Raw genomic sequence first — 20,367 nt, 5'->3', positions numbered from 1 at the left:
GGGCCTTACATCTGGGCTGTGAGCACGTCGATCTCGCAGCCTGGCGCGGAGGGGTCGAAGCCGTGTTCGGTCAGCCAGCGGATCGCCCGCAGGCTGCGCAGTGACCACCACGCGCGGATCACGTCGAGGTCGACGTCGGTGCCGTAGCCCGCGATGACGTCGTCGAGGTGCTCCTGGTGTCCGAGGGTCAGGGTGGCGAGGTCGAACAGTGCATCGCCCTGGCCCGCCTCGGACCAGTCGAGCACGCCGGTGATCTCGTCACCGTCGACGAACACGTGGGCGACCTGCAGGTCGCCGTGGGTGAACACCGGTGTCCACGGCCGGAGCGCGGCCTCGGCGACCTGGCGGTTGCGCGTGACCAGGTCGGCGGGGAGGACGTTGTTGGCGAGGAGCCATGCGCATTCGTCGTCGAGGTGTGCCGCGATGTCGGCGCGGTCGCGGCCGGGCCGTGGTGGCAGTGGCGCGTCGTGCAGCTCCCGAGCGGCGGCGCCCGCCGCGGCCCACGCTGCCCGCGACGCGGTCGACGGCTGGCCGAGGCGGCCGAGTGCGGTCCCCGGGAGGGCGGCGAGGGCGAGCACGGGCGGTGTGCGCCACAGGATCCGCGGTGTCGGGATCGGCGCCATGGTCATCGCGTCGACCTCGACGTCGGTGCGCGCCTGATCAGCGTCGATCTTCAGGAACACGTCGCCGACACGCAGGGTCGCACACTCGTGATGCGCGACGACGACCTCGACCTCCTGCATGTCGGCCATTATCGCGGGGATGACCACCGACGTCGCCGGGTTTGTGCGGCCCCGTCACGCTCTGGCGGCGTCGCGGCACGGCCGCACCTGCGCGCGTTCAGCCGACGAGGATGTCCTCGCCCGGTGACCACGGAGGCTGGTGGCGCTTGCCTGGGTGCGGTACGCGGGGTAGTGGCCGGGCAGGCTAGTTTGCCCGGGTGAGTCTCCTCGATGATGTGGCCGAACGCGACGGCTGGCGATGCTGGGTGTGCGACGAACCGGTCGACCCCGACATGTCGGTGAACGACCCGCGGGGGCCCAGCGTCGACAGCCGGACCGCCGACCGGAAGGCCAAGGTCGCCGAGCGGCTCGCGCACCGCGGGTGCAACACCCGCAAGGGCGCGGTCAAGGTGGTCATCGCCTGGCCGGACCGCCTGCACGTGGTCGAACCCGCGCCGTTGATCACCGTTGCCGGGAGGCTGGAGCGCAAGGGGGGCCGCGAGATGGTGGCCCGCTGCCCGACCAGGCAGGACGCCCAAGAGGCAGCGGACTGGCTGGTGGACCGGTTCTCCCGACTGGCACCAGGGTTGCCGGTGACCGCCGACATCGAGGCGGGCGGCGGCCAGTTCCTCGTCATCCTGGCCACCAGCCGTCGCTGACCGGGATCACCGAGCGCACACTCGCGTCGAGCCGAACCGTCGGCCGACATCGACCTCACAGCACCGGATCCACGCTGCCGCTGCCCGCCACCCGTCACGGCCACGGCTGGCTGGGTGGCGCCGACCTCGCCGTCGCGATGGCCGATGGAACCCGAGGAATCCGGACCGCACAGCGCATCCGGACTCGTCCCGGCCCCGTTGCTAGGTTTTGTTCAGCCACGGTGGTCATACCGGGGACGCGGAGGGGCGCGCAGCATGATCGAAAAGGAGTCTCCGCGAACCTGAACCCCATATGGGTGATATCGCTCTTTCTTACGTTGTCCGAGGTAACGATCGGCGCGGTTGCCACACAACTGTCCGGCTGGGTTCAGGGACTGCTCGCGATATTCGCCGTCACCTTTCCGGCAGGTGTCGCCGCTGCGTTCTTCTTCGTGGTGTGGCACAGGCCGTACGTGCTGTACGCGCCTCGCGACTACACGAAGAACGCGAGTCTTCCTTCCTTCGTCGAAGCGATGACGATCGCGCAGCGGAACCGGAACAGGGCCATCGAGGAAGCCGTCCGCGCCACCGCCGAGACCCTGATCGAGAAACATCTGACCGATCTGCCGTCCCAACAGGTCACCACGAACGTCAAGGAAGCCGTCCAGGAAGCTCACGAGAGGTTCGAGCGACTCCAGGTTGTCATCGACAGTTCCGCTGTTGCCAAGAGGTACGGCGACCCCGTGCCGAAGAGCGTGGCGATCACGGCGTTCGACGACACGACGATGCAGGAGTTCCTCGACGAGCTGTGGGCAAAGCTGTATCCGGTCTTCGCGCCCTACACCTATGGCGACCAATGGATTCTCGAGAACGTCGGGACCAGGAAGCGCTTCCCCTCGACGCGAACCTCGAGCACGTCGCACGATCCGAGCCTCGGTGACAACCGGTACCTGCGGGAGGTCGACATCGAGCCAGGCGACAGCCTCCGGATCGTGCTGCTCACCTCGGACACCGACGTACACGACGAGGGCATCGACTACTCCTAGTCCTACGGCTCACCGGTCCGGGGCGGCAAATAGCCGTGCGCCGGATCGCCGTCCCGCCGGAGTCTCTGGGCTCCACACCCGCGGCGGGCCTGTCGAGCCCGCCGATCTTCGCCCACCGCTCGAGATCGCGGAGGTGCTCGGCTGCGGGGCGCGCTGCGCACCCTGACGACGTCCCGTTGTGCCGTGAAAGGCGCGTTCACGGCGTTGGCCATGCTGTGAAAGGCGCTTTCAGGGCACTGGGCGACCTCAACGCGCCATTCACGGCACTGGGGATGCCGTGAACGCGCCTTTCACAGCAAACCAGCCCACCCCGGCACGACGATCACCGTCGGCTTGGCCGGACCTGCCGCAGGAGCCGGCAAACGTTGGTGGACACAGCATTAGCCGAAGGATTGTTCGGCGAAGCTGATCCCGCCGCGCTGGGCCGTGGTGAGAATCTGCTGGGGTATGTGTCGAGGCGGCTGGCGCAGGTACTGCCGGTAGCCGTCGGCGCGGAGTCGGATGTCGAAGGACTGCCCTTCGATGTGCCAGGACGGCTCTGGACTGTTGTCCGGTGGTCCGAGGCGGTGCAGGTCGGCGATCTCGAGGAGTTCGTGGAGCGGCCCGAACTCGCCGGTGATGTCCCACGCACGTTCGAACACGAGTGTCGCGGGCGCGACCCAGAAGGTGAAATGGCTTGCCGGGCGTACCGGATGGACCCAGCGCACGATGTAGTCCAGATCCATGAGCAACCGAGCCGGCGGCAGAGTGTCGTCTTCGTACTCACCGATGCTGATCGCATGGACTCTGCAGTCGTGCCACCCCATGACCGAGAAATCCTCATCGGACCAGGTGGCCTTGGACAACTCGGAAGGTGGGTGCAGCAAATCTGACATCGGCACAGTATTCCGCAGTCGCCACAGGCACAGTTGCTACGCCGTCGCCGGCAGCGACGTGCGGGTGGAGATGCCGGTTGGGTTGGGCTCAGCGGTGCAGGGCGGTCTCCCGCTCCATGTGCGACAGCTTGTCGGGATTGCGCACGGCGTAGAGCCCGGTGATGAGGCCGTCGTCGATGCGCACCGCCACGACGGTGTCGATCTTGCCGGCGAGCCGGAGGATCAGCGCCGGGTAGCCGTTGACCTGTGCCGGCTGCAGTGGCGCCGCGGCGGCGGCCCTCGCCAGCTCGCTGGCGGCCAGCAGCGGGGCCACTCCAGCCTGGCGGTCGTGCAGTCGTCGCTGCCGAAGGCCACGCTGGAGCTGGTCGAGCTGCGCGCCAGCCAGCTCAACGGCTGCGGTTACTGCGTCGACGCCCACACCAAGGAGCTGGCGGCCGCCGGCGAACCCGCGGTCCGGATCAACCTGGTCGCGGCCTGGCGTGAGGCCACCGTGTTCACCGAGGCCGAGCAGGCCGCGCTGGCGCTCGCCGAGGAGGGCACCCGGCTCGCCGACGCTCACCAGGGAGTGTCCGACGAGACCTGGGCCCAGGTACGCAAGCACTACGACGACGACCAGATCGCCGCGCTGGTCTACCTGGTCGCCATGATCAACGCTGCCAACCGGCTCCTCGTGATCACGCGCACCAAGGGCGGTTCGTACGAACCCGGCACGTTCGACAGCATGGCGAGCTGATCGGCGGACGAAACCCGGCCCGGACCCGGCCAGGGACATCCGACCCTCGCCGGGTCCGTGCATGTCACGCACGGAATGGGCATGACCGTGCGTTTGCCCGACCACTCCGACCGCTCGAATCGCAGCGTTCTGCCTGAGCAGGTGTTGCCTACACTCGCTTGCCGTGCCGGCTGACGTCTCGTTACCGGACTCCTGTGCCAGTCAAAGCCCACTACGCCCAGCTGTGGCAGCACGTGCGTCCGACAATGCCGGCGGTGCACCACCGTGCGGACCCGGTCGAGGTCGGATTCGCGAGATCCTCCGTTCCTCCCCACGAGAAGCGTTGCGTCGTCAACTCGACCTGCTGCGCGCACTCGAGCCCCACCTGACCCCCCAACCACGAAGATGATCGAGGTTCGAAGCCGGAGCGCGCCGCGCGCAGCACCAGGCACGCGCGACCGGCCCGGAAGGTGTCGCCGCCAGCTTGCCCCGCAGAGGACCGGCAGTCAGCCCGTCGCTTCGTCCGCGCTCAGGTTGTCCGTGCCCGGGCGGCAGCTTCCGAGCACATCAGGAAGCTCACGGTGCGCACCGCGTCATCGACGAGATCCGGGTAGGCGCGGCGAACCGCACGGTCGACCTTCTCCTCGATCCGTTTCCACCCGCGGTCCTCCTTCACAGCGCTCCGGCCTCGTCTCCGATCGGAGGAGAGCCGCATCCCGGCGCACGCCTGCTCGGCGATGGCGATCACCCGCATGACCTCGGGTAGCAGGTCGGGATCGACGGCATCGGGCTCGCGGGTCGGGAGCCTCCCGCAATGCAGGTAGCGGCCCGTGTACCTGAGGAGTGCCGCGTCGAGCGGGGTGAGTCGTACACCGCGCCGGGCACGGCCACGGTCCGCGTCGTAGGTCTGGACGCGATGCCAGTCGGACTCCACGGTCGCGGAACGCAGCGCGGCGAAGATCTCGCCACGCTCGAGCAGTGCGATGTCCGCGCCCTGAGCGACGAGCCGGCGCCTGTCCCAGGGGATGCCCAGGAACAACGACTCGACGTCGTCGGGCGTGCCGAAGAGGATCGGGTCCAGCAGCGCAACGGCCGCGTGTTGGTCAAGGGGGCCTCGGATCCCGGCGGCACTGCACAGGGGCAGGATCGCGCTCCACAGCAGCAGGTGCCGGGTCAGGTCGTCCCCGATCACCTCGAGGTGAGCCGCGGAGACCGGGACGGCGAACGTGCGAGGGTCGTGAAGTGCGTCGGCTCCGGCGGTGACCTCCAGCCTGAGCTCACCGTCCGCGCGGACCACTCACGGGATCCAGCCGTTCTCTCGAGCGAAGAGGACCTCGCTCATGCCGCCGAAGTCTCCACCGGACGAGACTCCTCGCCGATCCCCTCGAAACGACGACGCAGCTCCTCGCGAACCTCATCGATGTTCGCCCAAGCCGAGGGGCGCCGGCCGTGGCCGCGCAGACGGCAGCGACCGGTCATGACCAGTGCTCGAGCTCGGCGTCGATACGGGGGTCCGTGCGGACCCACACCTCACCGGTGGCGGCTCCCGGCGGGGCGTCGACGCGCTCGAGTCCGAGCGTCTGGATCAACCTCAGGAGCTCCTCCCGATCTTCGCCCGCCTCCTCCAGTGTGCGGCTGTCGAAGAGGACGTAGTGCACACCCCAGCGATCGTTGTACCCGGCGTCGGCCCAGATCCGGCAGAAGCGGTCCGCTGCCTCCCGGTCGAGTGGCGCGGTCGCGGACCGCTCGTGGTCAAGCGCGGCCGTCGCGGCGAAACCTCTGGCGATGTCCTCGGCGCTCCACCACTTCACTGCCTCCGCGACCGCGGCGGGGGTGAAGTCTTCCATCGCGAGGAAGCCCTCCACCAGCCAACCGACCCCGGTGTCCTCGACGCCCAACCGCGCCTCCGTCAAGCGGGACACCAGGCCGTCCGCCATGGCACAGGGACCCGAGAAGGTGAAGATGCCGGTGGCGGCCACCAGGGTGCCGCCGTCAGGATGCGAGACACCGAGCGTCGTGTCTGCTTCCGGCACGTCCCTCACCAGATCGAGGAGGTCTGCCGGTACGCCGTCGTACAGCGCTGCCTGCGCGCGGGCGTCGTCGGAGGAGTTGAGCGCGCTGGTGTGGTCGAACGTCACCACCAGGCCGCGACCGTCGGCGGCAAACCAGGCGTTGACGGTCTCGCCGCCGCCGTTGCCGAAGCCACAGTGCGTGACCCCGGCAACCGTCGTCGGCTCGCGTCCGTCGACGTAGGTCAGGACCTCCAGCCGACGGCGCAGCTCGCGCGGATGGGTCCGCCGCAACACCGACCCGTCGAACTGGGACCGGAGTTCTTCTCCGCGCTGGTCACGGACTCCTCCAGGTGCTTCCTGGCCTCGGTGAGCATCTCGCGCGGCCCGTTGGCGGAGGTGAGCCGATCGTGCACGCTTGAAGCTGTCGACGTCCGGCATCCACGGGCCGTGGCGGTCGAGGGCGGTGAAACCGCCGCGGACGAAATAGCTCGCCTGGGTCCGGTAGTCGCCGCGGTTGGTGACGACGCGGTACTCGTTCCGCGAGTTCTGCCCCCACCTGATCCGGCAGATGGCCCCAACCTCGAACATGAACAACAGCGCCTCTTCGTTCTCCTCATCTTCGATGCCGAACGACGTGTTGTCGACATCACGGTGTCGGGCGACGAACTCCAGGAACGCGTCGACGGCGGATTGAGGGCCACCCGGGAGCCACTTCTGCTCCTCGTCCTTGTCGTCGCTGAAGGTCAGTGGTCTCATCGCGTCCTTGGTGTGTCGGGTTCGGACTCTTCCCTGAACGTCGCATGTCACCACGCTCAGCCTCGAGTTCGCAGGGGAATGGCACGATCCGCCCACGTGGCAGCCGTGCACGCGAGGCGACATCGTGGAACATCGAGAATGGAGCCGGGCGCCTCACGGCAATCCGGGTGACTGATCGTCGCGAAGCCGTCAGAATCGGCTGCGTGCTGAGCCCATCGCAGATCCGTCACCGGTTGCGTGACAGTGCCGCGGCGGTCGTGCGGGATGACAGGGTGTCGCTGGGGGAGACCGCGTCCTGGCTTGTCGCCGTGACCGCACGCGAGTTGTTGCGGATCGACTATCACGCCCGCCGGTTCGGTGACGAAGGGCAGGCGCTGGGAGGGGCGGAGAAGGCCGCGGGAGGTGCTGGAGGGGCCGCTGCCGGTCGTCGCGGTGCTGGGCAGCATGCACCCTGACGGACACGTACGCGAGCGCGCTGTCCGGTCGTTGGCCGCCTCTTCCGATCCGTTGGGCGATCGCGCACTCGCGGTCCGGGTCAGCGACCACATCGGAGTGGTCAGGGAGTTGGCGACGCGGGAGGTGCTGCGACGCTCGGCGTTGGACCACGCCGACCACATCGTGCCGCTGCTGCAACGGATCGAGCTGCGCGGCCGGGGGGCTGACGTCCTGCCGTCGTACCTGCGCGCACTGGTCACCGAACACGGCGAGGCCGGCGTGTGGGCCCGCCTGCGCGGCTGTGCCGACCTCGCGGTCCGGCGTGCCGCTTTCCGGCACAGCTTCGACTCCGGGCTGATCGGACCGCGGGACGCGGTCGTGTCGTTCCCCGACGAGGGGGACCAGGTCGTCCGCAGGCAGCTCATCCGGGTCATCGCCGACGCGGCGACGCCAGAGGACATCGCCAGGGTGCTGCTTCGCGGCCGTTCCGCTGAGGGGCGCGTCGCGGGCTTGGTGAAGCTGACAGCCGAGGAGCTCGACCCTGCCGACGTGGAGCGGCTTCTGGTCGACCCTTCGGTGCTCGTGCGACTGTGGGCCCGCCGGCGCCGGCAGGAAATGGGACACGACCCGGCCACCACCTATGCCGCGGTCGCGCGTTCCACCGCCACGCCTGCCGTGCGCGCACGCGCCTACACCGGGCTCGGCGAGACCGGATCGCCGGTCGTGCGCGAGGAGATCCTCGACCTCGTCCAGAGCGCGGAGCCCGCGCTGCGGAAAGTCGGTCTGTCGCTGCTCCGGGACGTCGCCACCGCCGAGGACGTCCCGTTGTTGCTCCGCCTGGTGGGCAGCGAGCACTCGCGGGTGGCCCGGCTCGCGGGCGAGGTCCTCACCAACTGCCCAGGACTGTGGTCCCTTCCCGACCTCGCGCCGCTCAAACAGGCAGCGGATCCGGAACTCCGTCGCCGCGCCTGGTGGCTCCACCGGCGCCACGGCGGTTGGGAAGCGGTCATCGCGGATCTCGAACTCGTTCGCGACACGGACCCGCATGTGGCCGCCCTGGCCCGCCAGCCCGTGCCACCGATGTACTTCACACCGACCAGCGCGCGGAAACAACGCATCGCGGAACTGCTCGCCGACGCTCCGCTCAGCCGCGGCCGACGTCTCTCCATCGCCATGGCCGCCGGACTCGATCTGTGAACACTCGCACGTCGGCATGAGCCCACGTCGCCGCGGGAGGCCGCTGCCGGCCGCACCTACACAGCGGCACCGGCCGAGGCATGGTCGACGGAGGTGTCCCGCCACCAGCGGCGCGTCGCCAGCGCGGCCAGGCCGGCGCCGGCGGCGTTGAGCAGTACGTCATCCACAGAGGACACCCGGTCGAGCCGCAGGACGTACTGCGCGGTCTCGACCAGGACCGAGCAACTCGCCGCGAGCGCCAGGATCCGCGGCACCGACGCCAGCGCCGCGAACCGCAGCGGCGCGAGGAACCCCAGCGCGGCGAACACCAGCAGGTTGCCGACGATCTGGCCGGCCGACATCATGAGCAGGTCCCGCAGCGGCACCAGGCTCACCCGGCCGGGGACCGCGCCTGCCTGGCCGCCGGGCAACATGGTCATGCACACCCACGGCACCGTCCCGTAGACGATGCCGACCTCGGCCAGCGACCTGCGCCACGCCCACGCCGTCGTGGTGCCGCCGGCAATCCGGCGGCGTGCCAGAGCCCACACCGTCAGCGCGGCCAACGGCAGTGCGGCCACCGTGATGACCGCGATGCCGGTGAACGTACCGAGCCAGGCGTACCCCCCACTGATCACGCTGCCTCCGTTCCGCCCGACCGGGGAAATCTACCGCGGAGCGGATCGATTGATTCGATGTCCCGACCACCATCCACCAGTCCACATCGGACCTGGTGGCGCCGGGCGTACCACCGGCGAACCCCGGTCCGCATTGGGGTATATCCGTGCTGGGGCAATTCGTGAATATGTGGTCGCCGCCATTTTTGGGTGCCGGTTGTTGTTGTGGTTCTGATACAGTCATACTGTATGCAGTGTGCGCATCCCACGTATCGTGCACGAAGCTCCGCGGGAAAGTAGGAAAATGGCTCAACAGGTTCTGGTGCAACTGGTCGACGACCTCGACGGCACTTCATCGGATGACGTCTCCACGCTCACCTTCGGACTCGACGGTGTGACGTACGAGATCGATCTCGGTTCTCCGAATGCGGAGAAGCTTCGCAAAACTTTCGAGGAGTACGTCGCCGCGGCGCGCCGTACCGGTGGGCGGCTGCGTCGTGGTACCGCGCCGGCTCGCGGGTCGGCTGATCCGGGTGAGGCGGCCCTCGTGCGGGAGTGGGCGCTCGAGAACGGTTACGAACTGTCCGGTCGCGGACGGATTCCCGGCCATGTCATCGAGGCGTACAAGGAGAGCAAGACGGCGAAACCTTCGAAGCGAAGGAATGCCAGGAAGAAGAGTTGATCGCCTGTCTGGTCCGCGCCCGCGAAACCGCGTTTCGCGGGCTCCGGGCGGTACGCGATCGCCTTTCCCGGCAGCAGGTCCCGCCCGGACATGCCAAGGGCCGGCGAGGTGGTGCACCTCGCCGGCCCCTGGCGAGTTGGCTCAGCGCGTCCGGGCGGTGCGCCGGCGACGACCGCCGAACAGTTGGCCGAGCACACGGAACGGCAGCGTGACAACGCTCATCACCGTGCTCATCACCGAGCCGGCTGCGTTGCTCGTGCGGCGGGCTGGCCTGACCATGGTCATCTCCTCCTCGTCGCCGGTTATGTCCTGATCAAGGGCTACCCGTGTGACGGTCACTCAAACGAGTGATCTGTCGATGAGTCGGCGCCGCGGATGCGGACCGGGCCGTGCCACGTGCCGTTCGGCGACAGCACACGCCCCCGGCTCGTGACCGCCACGTGGCCCTCTCTGGCCAGTTCACGGGCCACCGCCCGGGTCCGTGCCATGAGCTCGCGCCAGTTCTCGCCGCCGACCGCGCGGGCCGCGTCGGACGGGCAGATCGAGCTGTCCGGGCCGCGTTCGCGGGTCAGCGCGAGGATCGTCCGCGCCAGCCGGTCGTCGGTCGCGCTCACCGGGCCAGCCGCATGCGGCCCCACACGACCTTGCGGTCGGAGTCCTTGCGCACGCCCCAGTCGTCGCACAGCCTGGTCACGAGCTTCATGCCGCGGCCGCGGTGGTCACCGAGGCTGGACGTGCCGACCACCGGGGCCAGGTCGGGCGTCGCGTCCCACACCTCGATGAGGAGGGTCTGGTCGTGCTGCTCGACCCCCCTGCGCAGCCGCAGCTGCCGGGGGTGGTCCGCGTGGTCGCAGGCGTTGGACGCGAGCTCGGTCGCGACCAGTTCGACGTCCTGGACCAGCTCCCGGTCCATGCCGGTGAGGACCCGCTCGATCTCGCGGCGCACCACCGCCAGGTTCTCGCACATCAGTGACTCGTCGAGCTCCGTGTCCGCGGCGGGTACCGGGGCACCAACCTGTGGATCCCGCATCGTCGGCCTCCCTGGTCCGTCAGTCCGTCGTGGACATACCCCGGTCACCGGATCCGAACCGGCCCGGCGTTGTCCGCGCGGCCGCCGTGTTGACGGAGAGTGCGGATACCACCACGCTCAGTCCTGCTCCGACCGCTCCGGATCGGCCATGACCGTGCTGTCATCGAGGCGGTCGTCCGGAGTGTCGTCGAGATGGCTGTCGAGGTGGCCGCGGCCGGCACGGACCGCGTTGACGGTCGCCAGGACCAGCCCGATGGCGAGCAGTACGAGCCCGCGCAGCCACACGTCCGCCTCGATCTGGGTGAACAGCAGCAGGCACGAGGCGATGCCGAGCCACGGCACGATCACGGGGATGCGGAAGTGGTCCTGCTCGACGCGGTCGCGGCGCAGCACGAGCACGGCCGCGTTGACGCCGGTGAACACGATGAGCAGCAACAGGACCAGTGTGGCGGCGAGCCCGGCGACGTCACCGGTCAGCGCGAGGACGAGTGAGACGGCCGCGGTGACCACGACCGCCACCCACGGGGTCCGGCGGCGGGGCAGCACCGTGGCGAGGACGGCGGGCAGGAGCCCGTCGCGTGCCATGCCGTAGGCGAGCCGGGAGGACATGATGCCGGTGAGCAGCGCGCCGTTGGAGATCGCGACGAGCGCGACCAGGCTGAACAGCCACTCCGGCACGCCACCGGCCTCGCGGACGACCTCCAGCAGCGGACCGCTCGACTCGACCAGCACGTCGGTCGGCACCACCGCGCTGGCGACGACCCCGATCAGGAGGTACATGACGCCCGCGACCGCCAGCGCGCCGAACAGCGCGCGGGGGTAGGCGCGGCGCGGGTCCTTGGTCTCCTCGCCGAGGTTGACCGACGTCTCGAACCCGAGGAACGAGTAGTAGGCGAGCACCGCGCCGCCGAGCACGCCGCCGATCGCGGCGCCCTCCCAGTTCCCGAAGTCCGTGAGTCGGCTGAAGTCGGCGTCGCCGCGCAGGATCAGCCACCCGCCGAGCCCGACGACCAACAAGAGCCCGCTGACCTCGATGATCGTCGCGACCATGTTGGCGCGCAGGGATTCCTTGATGCCGCGGATGTTCAGCAGCGCGAGCGCGACGAGGACGATGGTCGCGACGACCGCGGTGGGCAGTGAGACGAACTCGCTGAGGTAGTCGCCGCCGAACGCCCGCGCCAGCGCCGCGACGGACACCACGCCGGCCGCGAGCATGCAGAACCCGACGACCGAGCCCGCGAACGGGCCGAAGGCGCGGTTGGCGTAGTGCGAGGCGCCGCCCGCGCGGGGGTACTTGGTGGCGAGCTCGGCGTAGGAGCCCGCGGTCAGCACGGCCAGCCCGAGGGCGATGAGCACCGGCAGCCAGACCGCGCCGCCCGCCTGGCTCGCGACCTCGCCGACCAGCACGTAGACCCCGGCGCCGAGGATGTCGCCGAGGATGAACAGGAACAGCAGCGGTGTGGTGACAGCCCGGTTCAGGGACGGCATGCGACAAGTCTCACCGCACCCGCGGGCTGGTGCTCGACGAACGGCTGCTCCGGTGGCACGCCGGGTGGCCTCCGCGCCTCCTGGTTAGCATTGCCCGGTGATCACTGGGTTCGGCGGGCTGCTCCGAGCTCATCGTCGGCGCGCCGGTATGACGCAACGTGAGCTCGCCGACCAGGCGGCGGTGAGCGCCGGCGCGATCCGCGACCTGGAACAGGGCAGGACGAGAAACCCGAAGCGGAACTCGGTGCAGGCCATCGCGACCGCGCTCGGGTTGAGCGGTGAGGACACCGAGCACCTGCACGCCGCCGCGGGGACCGGTGACGTGGCCCACGTCGACGTCCCGCCGGTCGGGGGCGGTCCGCTGCGCATCCGCGTGCTCGGTCCGGTCGAGGTCTGGCACGGCGACGTCCAGGCCGCTCTCGGCTCCGGCCTGCAACGCACGCTGCTCGCGCGGCTCGCGCTCGGTGCCGGCTCGGTGGTCGCCCAGGACGAGCTCATCGACCTGCTGTGGGGGCACGGGGAGGCGCAGAACGCGGCAGGCCTGCTGCACACCCAGGTGACCAGGTTGCGGCGCCTGCTCGGCATCGGTTCGCGCACCGGTGGTGTGCTCGTCGGCGGTCCTGCCGGGTACCGGCTCGCGGTCGACGCCGAGCACCTCGACCTGCTGGCGTTCCGCGACCTCGTCGCGCGAGCCGCCCACGACGTGCCGGAAGAGGCGTTGCGCAGGCTCGCCGGTGCCGTCGCGCTGTGGCGCGGTGAGATCGACGTCGAACGGGTGGTGTCGAGCCCCATCCACACGTCGGTGACCAGCGAGTACGCCGCCGCGGTCCGGACGTACGCCACGCTGGCGCGCAACCTCGGCAGGCCGGAGGAGGCGCTGGCACCGCTGCACGACCTCGCGCGCAGGCACGAGCTGGACGAGCCGTTGCACGCCGAGCTGGTCCTGACCCTGGCCGCGAGCGGCAGGCAGGCCGAGGCGCTCACGGCGTACGACCGGATCCGGTCCGCACTCGGTGACCAGCTCGGCATCGACCCCGGCGAGCAGCTGCGGTCGGCCCAGCTCGCGGTGCTCCGCAGGCGGGACCGGCACGCACTCCGTGCGACGGAGCAGGCCGCGATCCAGCAGGCACCCGCCGCGCCGCCGGACTTCGTCGGCCGGGCAGAAGAGCTGGACAGGATCGAGGCGGCGCTCGCGCGACCGGACGACGGCACCGTGCCGGCGTCGTCCCGGGTCGTGCTGATCGACGGCATCGCCGGGGTCGGCAAGACCGCACTCGCGCTCGCCGCCGCGCACCGGTTGCGCCCGCGTTATCCCGACGGCCAGCTCTACGCCGACCTGCGCGGCGCCACCACGAGCCCGCCGGACCCGATGCAGGTGCTCGGCCGGTTCCTGCGCGCGCTCGACGTGCCGAGCAGGCGCATCGGGACCGACGTGACCGAAGCGGCGGCGGTGTTCCGCAGCGAGCTCGCCGACCGGCGGATGCTGGTGTTGCTGGACAACGCCCGGGACGCCGACCAGATCCGGCCGCTGCTCCCCGGTGCGGGCGGCAGCGACGTGATCGTGACCAGCAGGCGCCGGATGCCCGGCCTCGCCGGGCTCAACGTCGTCGATCTCGAACCGCTCACCCCGGCGGAGTCGGTCGCCCTGATCGCCGCGACCGCGGGGGCGCACCGGGCCGACGCCGATCCCGGCGCGACGGGCGCCCTCGCCGAGGCGTGTGCACGGCTGCCGCTCGCGCTGCGCATCGCGAGCGCGCGGCTGGCCACCAGGCAGGCGTGGACCATCGGCGACATGACCGCCCGGCTGCGGGACGACAACCACCGGCTCACCGAGCTGGCCACCGGTGAGTCGAGCGTGCTCAGCAGCTTCCAGCTCAGCTACGCGGACCTGAGTGGCGCGGCCCAGCGCGCGTTCCGGCTGTGCGCCCTGCACCCCGGTGACGACTTCGGCGCCGACAGCACCGGTGCGCTGCTGGCGATCTCGACGGCCGAGGCCGAACGCCTGCTGGAGGACCTGCTCGAGGCGAACATGCTGATGCAGTACTCGGCGGAGCGCTACCGGTTCCACGACCTGCTCGGCCTGTACGCCCGCAGGCTGCTCGCCGACGACGCCGAGCGTGCGCCCGCGCGGTCCCGGCTGCACGCCTGGTACGCCGACGCGGTGACCGCCGCGATGGAGTGGGTGTACCCGCAGCTGGTGCGGCTCGAGTCGCACGCCCAGCGGGACGCGGTCTTCACGTCCGAAGCCGACGCGCTCGCCTGGCTGGACGCCGAGGTGACCGCGTTGGTCGCGGTCGTCTTGGAGACGGCCGCGTCCGAGGAGCCCGCGTTGTCCTGGCGGATCACCGACCAGCTGCGCGGGTACTTCATGGTGCGCAGGCACGTCGACGGCTGGGTGCCCGCGGCGGAGGCGGGTCTGGCCGCCGCGACCAGCGCGGGCGACGACCTGGCGCGGACCGCGATGTTGATCAGCAGTGGTCAGGCGCTGTGGTCGGTCGGCCGCGAGGAGGAGGCACTCGCCGACTGCCTCGCCGGGGAGCGGCTCGCGGTCGCCTCGGGCTGGACGACGGCCGTGGCCTACCTGTCCCACCACGTCGCGTGGATCTACCTGGAGCAGGGCAGGCTCGCCGCCGCGGAGGAGCGGCTCCAGCGTGTGCTCGAGCTGACCGAGGACGACCGGTTGGGCCACGTGCGTGCGGTCGCGCTCAACGCGCTCGGGGTGCTGCGGCTGTGCCAGGGCGAGTTGCGGGAGGCCGCCGATCTGCTCGGCGCCGCGCTGGAGATCAACGAGGCGACCGGCCGGGAGACTTCCGCGCTGGCCAACCGGGGCAACCTGGCGAGCGCGTTGCGTCAGCTCGGCGCGGAGACGCAGGCCGAGGAACTGCTCACCGACGTGCTCGCGGCCTACCGGAAGGGCAGGAACCTGCGCGGCGAACTATCCACTTTGGACGAGTGGAGTGAGCTGCACAGGCAACGAGGCGACGCAGGCACCGCGCTGGAGGTGGCCCGGCAGGCGCACGGCATGGCGATCACGGTGCGGGACAGGAAGATCACGGCCCAGACCTCGGCGACCGTGGCACATGCCCACCTCGCCCTCGGCGACACGACCGCCGCCATCCAGTGGTTCGAGGACTGCCTGACGATCGCACACGACACCTACCCGTTCGTCGAGGCGCGCGCCCTCGCAGGCCTCGCCACCGCCCGGCTGCTCGCCGGTGACCCGGCCGCGGCGAGCGACACCGCCGAACGAGCCGTGTCGATCGCGCGCTCCTGCGGGTTCCGCCTCCTGGAAGAGCAGGCATCGGCCGCCCTGCACGTGTCGACCAGGTGACCGTCGCCGGTTCCTGGCCAGGATGACGCGCGGGGAGTGCCGCCGACCCCGGTCGGCGGCACTCCCCGCGCGAGATTCCTTCGTCGCGTGCGGAACCTGTTTGTCAGAACCAGTGTTTGCGACCGCCGACCAGGCGCCCGGTGCCGCCGACGATGGCCAGCACGGCACCGACGACGAGCAGGATGATCCCGATCGTCCACAGAATCGAGATGTCCGCGATGAACCCGATGATGAGCAGGATGACACCCAAGACGATCAACTGGATCCTCTTTTCCGCAGGGGCGCGAGAGAAGTGCGCCGGTGGATTCCGTTGTGCCGCTAGGTACCCGGGCCCTCCGGCGCGAAACGCGCCGAACGGAGCAATGTCGGCCGGTCGATGGTCTTACCGGGAGGCCCAGAACCGGCACTGGTGGTCGGCCGCCAGGTCGACCGGGCCGATGTCGTCAGGGGCCAGGGACAGCACGTGCGGCCGGGCCGGGGAACCGAACTCGGGCCACCGAGGGCCCGGCGCCGCGTTCGGGTCGCCCTTCGCGGCGAACGCGGTCCAGTAGCCGATCATCCGGTCGGACAGCTGCCGCTGGTCCTCGGTGAGCTCCGGTGTGATACCGGCGAGGTCGAACAGCGACCACAGGTCGGCCGAGTGGTAGGAGCCCATCGGCATGGCGGGCGGCAGCGGCGAGATCGGCGGCGCGGCCGGGTCGGCGAACTCGTAGTGGTACACCGGCACCCGCCTGGCGAGGTTGCCGGACGTCTCGTACTGGTTGCACGTCCACTTGCTGTCGGTCGTGATCGCGCTCCACGCCAGCGCCGCCGAGTCGTAGTCCTCCCTGGGGTAGCGGGCCTCGATCTCGGGCCGGTCGTCGCCGAAGGTCTCGGTGAGGACGGCCTGGTAGGTCTCCTCGCTCATCGGGTACTGGAAGTTGTCGTACATCGACGTGGCGAGCCGTGCCTCGTCGTGGGTCTGGCCGGTCAGCACCGGCACGCGGTGGAACCGGCCCGCGCGGATCGCGTCGGCCGGGTTCCTCGGCAGCACCGGGGAGCCGTAGGCGGGCTGGATGTACTTCTGCAGCACCGGCATCAGCGCGTCGACCGGCAGTGCCCGCAGGCAGTCGAGCGCCGCGCCCGTGTCGGTCTGCCCGCACCCCAGGCCGGTCGCGGTCTGCCTGCCCTGTTGCTCGACCCGGTGCAGCGGCTCGAAGATCGCATCCGCGGGCTGGCCGCGGTACTCGGTGTTGGCCTCCCAGGCCGTGTCGCACGAACCGCTCTGCATGACGGCCTTGTCGAACAGCCCGGCGGCACCGGGGGAGGTCAGGTGCGCGCAGGTGCTGATCCCGCCCGCGGACTGGCCCGCGACGGTGACGTTGCGGGGATCCCCGCCGAACTCCGCGATGTTGCGCCGCACCCAGCCGAAGGCCGCCTGCTGGTCGGCGAGCCCGAAGGTGCCGGACCCGGCGAGTCCGGGGTGGCCGAAGAAGCCGAACACACCGAGCCGGTAGTTCACCGTCACGACGACCACGTCGCCGCCCGCCACCAGCCGCCGCGCCGGGTAGTTGCGGCTGGCACCCATGTAGAAGCCGCCGCCGTGCACCCACACGATCACCGGCTTCCGCTTCTTCGCCGTGGTCGCGGGTGTCGTCACGTTCAGGTACAGGCAGTCCTCGGCGCGGCTGCCGCCCTGCACCTCACCCGCACCCTGCGCGCACGCGGGTGCCGGGCTCGTCGCGTCCCGCACCCCGTGCCACGGCGCGGGTGGTTCCGGGTCCCGCCACCGCAGGCCGCCCACCGGCGGCGCGGCGTAGGGAATCGACTGGAACGTGCGGGTCGTCCCGGACACGGCGCCGCGCACCGCGCCGGACTCGGTCGACACGACCGTCCGGTCGCCGTCCGGCAGCTCCTGGGCCTGGCCCGTCGCGCCCCACAACACCCCCGCCGCGACCGCGGTCACCGCGGTCACCAGCACCGGTGTTCGCCGGCTCGTCATCTCTCGTCCCCGATCATCCGTGTCCTGTGTCGGCGTCCAGTCGAGACGACGCGGGGTGGTCGCCGCCAGCGCCCAAGGCGGTCGGCGGCACCTACGAAAGTAGGTACCCGTGCGGACCTTCGTCGGGTCTCGTGTCCCGAGTGGAGCGCGGGACGCCGTGGTGGGCCTACCGTGAGCGCATGGAGCGTGCGCGGTGGTCGAGCCGGGAACGGGTCCTCGACGGCGCGGTCCTCCTCGTCACCGCCTGCGTCGCGCTCGTCGTGCCGCTGTGGCTGCCCGACGGGCGCCCCGCGCACGGCCCACTCGCCGGGACGGCCGGGTTCGTGGTCGTCGGGTGCGTGCTGGCCGCGACCACCCGCCTCCGGCTGGACGCGCGGTTCGGTCTCGTGGGCGTCGTCGTGGCCGGCATGGCCGGGTGGGCGCTCCTCGCGCCCGGCGCGGTCGCCACGGCGTCCGATCCGACCAACCTGCTGATGCCGCTCGCCCCCGCGTTCGTGCTCCACGCCGGTCACCGCTACGCGCAGGACCAGCGGTGGACGTGGGGCGTGACCGGGGTGCTCACGGTCGTCGCCGTGCACCCGTGGTCGACCACCGTGCCCACGGCGGCGGGCGGGCTGGTGTACGTCGCCGCACCGATGCTGTTCGGCTGCTACCTCGCCGCGCGGGCGCAACTCGTGCGGACGCTGACCGAGCGGGCAGAGGAGGCTGAACGGGAACGGGACCTGCAGGCCGGCCGCTCCCGCACCGAGGAGCGGCTCCGGCTCGCCGTCGAGCTGCACGACACCGTCACCCACCGGGTCAGCCTCATGGTGTTGCACGCCGGGGCGCTGCGGGTGACCGCGGCCGACGACACCACCAGGGACACGGCCGAGCACGTTCGCGCGACCGGGTGCGACGCGCTCGTCGAGCTGCGCGACCTGATCGGTGTGCTCCGCTCCCGGCCTTCCGGTGCCCCGGCACCCGAGGTGCCAGGGCCGCCGGTGGCGCCCCGGCCGCCCCGGATCGGCCGCGCCGACCTCCGCGCCGCCGCGATCGCGGTGCTCGTGACGGTGGCCCTCTCCGCCCTCGCGGCGTCCTGGAACCCGGCCGACGCGGCGATGCGCCTGGTGGTCCCGTGGGCGGAGATCGCGATCCAGCTCCCCGTCGCGGCCGCGTTCGTGCTGCGCAGACGCCACCCGCACCTGGTCGTGCTGGCGGTCACCGCCCTCGCGCTGGCCTCGGTCGCTGCGGCGCCAGGGGAGCTGCTGACCAGCGATGTCCCCTTGTTGCTGGTGCCCGCCGTGACCCCGCTCGCCACCTACGCCGTCGGCGCGTACTCCCGGCGGCCTGTCGTGGGCACGGCTCTGGTGCTGGGCCTGGTGACGCTCGCCGCGCGGCCGTGGGCGCCGCACCTGCCGGTGATCACGGCCGCCGCGGCCTTCGTCGGCGTGCCCGCACTGCTCGGGCTCTCGGTCGGGGCGCGGCGCCGGGTGCTCGCCGCCCTCACCGAACGCGCGGAACGCGCGTGCCGGGCGCGGGCGCTGCTGGCCGACCGGGCCCGCGCCGACGAACGTGCGCGGCTCGGCGAGGAGATGCACGGGATCGTGGCCGGGCGGGTGCGCGACATGATGGCGCGGGCGACCGAGCTCGCACCGGCCGAGGCCGCGACCGAGCTGGTCGCGAACGGGCAGCGCGCACTCGACGAGCTGACGGGCCTGGTCGGCGCGCTGCGCACGGACCAGGTGCCCGTGACCGGGCAGCTCGCCGGCCTCGCGTGGCTCGCCGAGGAGTCGGCCGCCGTCGGCGTTCCCGTCGATCTCGTCGAGGAGGGCAACCCGGCCGCGGTGTCACCGACGGTGGCGCGGACGACCCACCGGATCGTCGGGGAGGCACTGACCAACGTGCGCAAACACGCGCACGGCGCGTCGGTGCGGGTGCGGGTGCGCTACTCCGTGGAGTGCGTGCGGGTCGAGATCCGCAACGACCGCCCACCGCCCGGACCGCGCGGCGGAGACCCGGACCTCGCCGCGGGCGGGTCCGGCACCGGGCTGCTCGGCGTGCGGCACCGCGTCGAGCTCGTCGACGGCACGCTGCGGGCCGGTCCGACCGCCGCGGGCGGCTTCACGGTCGATGCGACACTGCCCGCGTACGTGCCGACGTCGACATCCGTGGGGGAGCGGAGCCGATGAGTCCCGACCCGGCCACTGCCGTCATCCGTGTCGTCATCGCCGACGACGAGCCGATGGTGTGCGCCCACCTGCGCACCATCCTCGCCTCGGCACCCGACATCGAGGTCGTCGGCCTTGCGCACGACGGCGCGGCGGCGCTGGCCGCGGTGCGACGGCACCAGCCGCGCGTCGTGCTGATGGACCTGCGGATGCCGGGCATGGACGGGCTGGCCGCGACCGAGCGGATCAACGCGCTGCCGGACCGGCCGATGGTCGTGGTGCTGACGACGTTCGACGCCGACGAGTACGTCCTGCGCGCGCTGCGGGCGGGCGCCGCGGGTTTCCTCGTGAAGTCGACACCACCGGAGGACCTGATCAGCCTGGTCCGGGTCGCCGCCGACGGGCACACCGTGCTGTCCCCGGAAGCCACGCGCCGGCTGGTCGCGGCCTCCTCGGCGGAGGAGCAGCACAGGGAACGGGCCCGCCGCCAGGTCGAGGCGCTCACCGAACGCGAGACCGAGGTGCTCACCCACCTGGGCGCCGGCCTGTCCAACGCACAGATCGGCAGGCGCCTGTTCCTGACCGAGGCCACGGTCAAGGGCTACGTCTCCCGCATGCTCGTCAAGCTCGACTGCGCCAACCGGACCCAGGCAGGCCTGCTGGCGAACGAGGCGGGCCTGGTCGACCGCTGACAGCGACAACCTCGCGCCGGTCGTGTT

Annotated in this window: 19 protein-coding genes and 1 pseudogene; 8 read left to right on the top strand and 12 right to left on the bottom strand. The window is 71.1% G+C overall.

The window, feature by feature from the left end:
* Positions 1–5: 5 nt before the first annotated feature.
* Positions 6–743 (bottom strand): phosphotransferase family protein, encoded by a 738-nt coding sequence (locus FHR82_RS10500; RefSeq protein WP_184810077.1) that lies wholly within the window; start codon positions 741–743, stop codon positions 6–8.
* A 197-nt stretch (positions 744–940) separates the two neighbouring features.
* Here FHR82_RS10500 and FHR82_RS10495 point away from each other — a divergent pair, with 197 nt between their 5' ends.
* Together FHR82_RS10495 and FHR82_RS10490 are read left to right on the top strand one after the other, a co-directional pair.
* A complete protein-coding gene (locus FHR82_RS10495) occupies positions 941–1,381 on the top strand; it encodes a hypothetical protein (protein WP_184810075.1) in 441 nt (146 codons plus the stop codon).
* A 221-nt stretch (positions 1,382–1,602) separates the two neighbouring features.
* On the top strand, positions 1,603–2,406 hold the full coding sequence (locus tag FHR82_RS10490) for a hypothetical protein (protein ID WP_184810074.1): 804 nt from the start codon (positions 1,603–1,605) through the stop codon (positions 2,404–2,406).
* Between the two features lie 380 nt (positions 2,407–2,786).
* Here FHR82_RS10490 and FHR82_RS10485 read toward each other — a convergent pair whose 3' ends face one another.
* Positions 2,787–3,281: a hypothetical protein gene (locus tag FHR82_RS10485; RefSeq protein ID WP_184810073.1), complete on the bottom strand. Its 495-nt coding sequence runs from the start codon at positions 3,279–3,281 to the stop codon at positions 2,787–2,789.
* A gap of 88 nt (positions 3,282–3,369) precedes the next feature.
* Positions 3,370–3,594, bottom strand: a pseudogene (locus FHR82_RS10480) (RNA polymerase subunit sigma-24); the annotation flags it as partial.
* On the opposite strand from FHR82_RS10480, the gene FHR82_RS10475 reads away from it, so the two are divergent.
* Positions 3,535–4,014 carry a carboxymuconolactone decarboxylase family protein gene (locus FHR82_RS10475; RefSeq protein ID WP_184810472.1) on the top strand — a complete coding sequence of 160 codons (480 nt, stop codon included), beginning with the start codon at positions 3,535–3,537 and terminating at the stop codon, positions 4,012–4,014. The pseudogene FHR82_RS10480 and the gene FHR82_RS10475 overlap by 60 nt on opposite strands.
* Positions 4,015–4,522: 508 nt before the next feature.
* On the opposite strand, the gene FHR82_RS10470 is transcribed toward FHR82_RS10475, so the two are convergent.
* Positions 4,523–5,290: a DUF6357 family protein gene (locus tag FHR82_RS10470; RefSeq protein WP_184810072.1), complete on the bottom strand. Its 768-nt coding sequence runs from the start codon at positions 5,288–5,290 to the stop codon at positions 4,523–4,525.
* A gap of 178 nt (positions 5,291–5,468) precedes the next feature.
* Entirely contained in the window at positions 5,469–6,884 is a 1,416-nt protein-coding gene (locus tag FHR82_RS10465; protein WP_221463599.1) for a DUF6357 family protein, read from the bottom strand.
* Positions 6,885–7,313: 429 nt separating this feature from the next.
* Between FHR82_RS10465 and FHR82_RS10460 the strand changes: the two genes are divergently transcribed.
* Positions 7,314–8,393, top strand: a complete 1,080-nt coding sequence (locus tag FHR82_RS10460) for a HEAT repeat domain-containing protein (RefSeq protein ID WP_192772841.1) — start codon at positions 7,314–7,316, stop codon at positions 8,391–8,393.
* A gap of 56 nt (positions 8,394–8,449) precedes the next feature.
* Here FHR82_RS10460 and FHR82_RS10455 read toward each other — a convergent pair whose 3' ends face one another.
* Positions 8,450–9,010 (bottom strand): VanZ family protein, encoded by a 561-nt coding sequence (locus FHR82_RS10455; protein WP_184810069.1) that lies wholly within the window; start codon positions 9,008–9,010, stop codon positions 8,450–8,452.
* 283 nt (positions 9,011–9,293) lie between these two features.
* Between FHR82_RS10455 and FHR82_RS10450 the strand changes: the two genes are divergently transcribed.
* On the top strand, positions 9,294–9,671 hold the full coding sequence (locus tag FHR82_RS10450) for a histone-like nucleoid-structuring protein Lsr2 (RefSeq protein ID WP_184810471.1): 378 nt from the start codon (positions 9,294–9,296) through the stop codon (positions 9,669–9,671).
* 141 nt (positions 9,672–9,812) lie between these two features.
* Here the strand turns inward: FHR82_RS10450 and FHR82_RS10445 are convergent, their stop codons facing one another.
* From FHR82_RS10445 to FHR82_RS10430, 4 genes are all read right to left on the bottom strand, one after another.
* Positions 9,813–10,010 carry a hypothetical protein gene (locus tag FHR82_RS10445; RefSeq protein WP_184810510.1) on the bottom strand — a complete coding sequence of 66 codons (198 nt, stop codon included), beginning with the start codon at positions 10,008–10,010 and terminating at the stop codon, positions 9,813–9,815.
* Positions 10,007–10,285: a DUF3253 domain-containing protein gene (locus FHR82_RS10440; RefSeq protein ID WP_184810068.1), complete on the bottom strand. Its 279-nt coding sequence runs from the start codon at positions 10,283–10,285 to the stop codon at positions 10,007–10,009. The genes FHR82_RS10445 and FHR82_RS10440 overlap by 4 nt, the downstream gene beginning before the upstream one ends.
* Positions 10,282–10,701 carry an ATP-binding protein gene (locus FHR82_RS10435; RefSeq protein ID WP_184810067.1) on the bottom strand — a complete coding sequence of 140 codons (420 nt, stop codon included), beginning with the start codon at positions 10,699–10,701 and terminating at the stop codon, positions 10,282–10,284. The genes FHR82_RS10440 and FHR82_RS10435 overlap by 4 nt, the downstream gene beginning before the upstream one ends.
* A gap of 117 nt (positions 10,702–10,818) precedes the next feature.
* Positions 10,819–12,189, bottom strand: coding sequence for an APC family permease (locus tag FHR82_RS10430; RefSeq protein WP_184810066.1), 1,371 nt, complete (start codon positions 12,187–12,189; stop codon positions 10,819–10,821).
* A 97-nt stretch (positions 12,190–12,286) separates the two neighbouring features.
* Between FHR82_RS10430 and FHR82_RS10425 the strand changes: the two genes are divergently transcribed.
* Positions 12,287–15,520 (top strand): tetratricopeptide repeat protein, encoded by a 3,234-nt coding sequence (locus FHR82_RS10425; RefSeq protein ID WP_221463598.1) that lies wholly within the window; start codon positions 12,287–12,289, stop codon positions 15,518–15,520.
* A gap of 103 nt (positions 15,521–15,623) precedes the next feature.
* Here FHR82_RS10425 and FHR82_RS10420 read toward each other — a convergent pair whose 3' ends face one another.
* Positions 15,624–15,779, bottom strand: a complete 156-nt coding sequence (locus tag FHR82_RS10420) for a DUF6131 family protein (RefSeq protein ID WP_184810064.1) — start codon at positions 15,777–15,779, stop codon at positions 15,624–15,626.
* A 123-nt stretch (positions 15,780–15,902) separates the two neighbouring features.
* Positions 15,903–17,501 (bottom strand): carboxylesterase/lipase family protein, encoded by a 1,599-nt coding sequence (locus FHR82_RS10415; RefSeq protein ID WP_184810063.1) that lies wholly within the window; start codon positions 17,499–17,501, stop codon positions 15,903–15,905.
* Positions 17,502–17,680: 179 nt separating this feature from the next.
* On the opposite strand from FHR82_RS10415, the gene FHR82_RS10410 reads away from it, so the two are divergent.
* Both FHR82_RS10410 and FHR82_RS10405 read left to right on the top strand, forming a co-directional pair.
* On the top strand, positions 17,681–19,669 hold the full coding sequence (locus tag FHR82_RS10410; RefSeq protein ID WP_184810062.1) for an ATP-binding protein: 1,989 nt from the start codon (positions 17,681–17,683) through the stop codon (positions 19,667–19,669).
* Positions 19,666–20,340 (top strand): response regulator, encoded by a 675-nt coding sequence (locus FHR82_RS10405; protein WP_184810061.1) that lies wholly within the window; start codon positions 19,666–19,668, stop codon positions 20,338–20,340. Before FHR82_RS10410 ends, FHR82_RS10405 begins: the two co-directional genes overlap by 4 nt.
* The last annotated feature ends 27 nt before the right edge of the window (positions 20,341–20,367 follow it).

Source organism: Actinophytocola algeriensis, from assembly GCF_014203735.1.
Classification (GTDB): domain Bacteria; phylum Actinomycetota; class Actinomycetes; order Mycobacteriales; family Pseudonocardiaceae; genus Actinophytocola; species Actinophytocola algeriensis.
The sequence above is the reverse complement of the archived record's forward strand: the minus strand, read 5'-3'. Positions and strand labels throughout refer to the sequence as shown.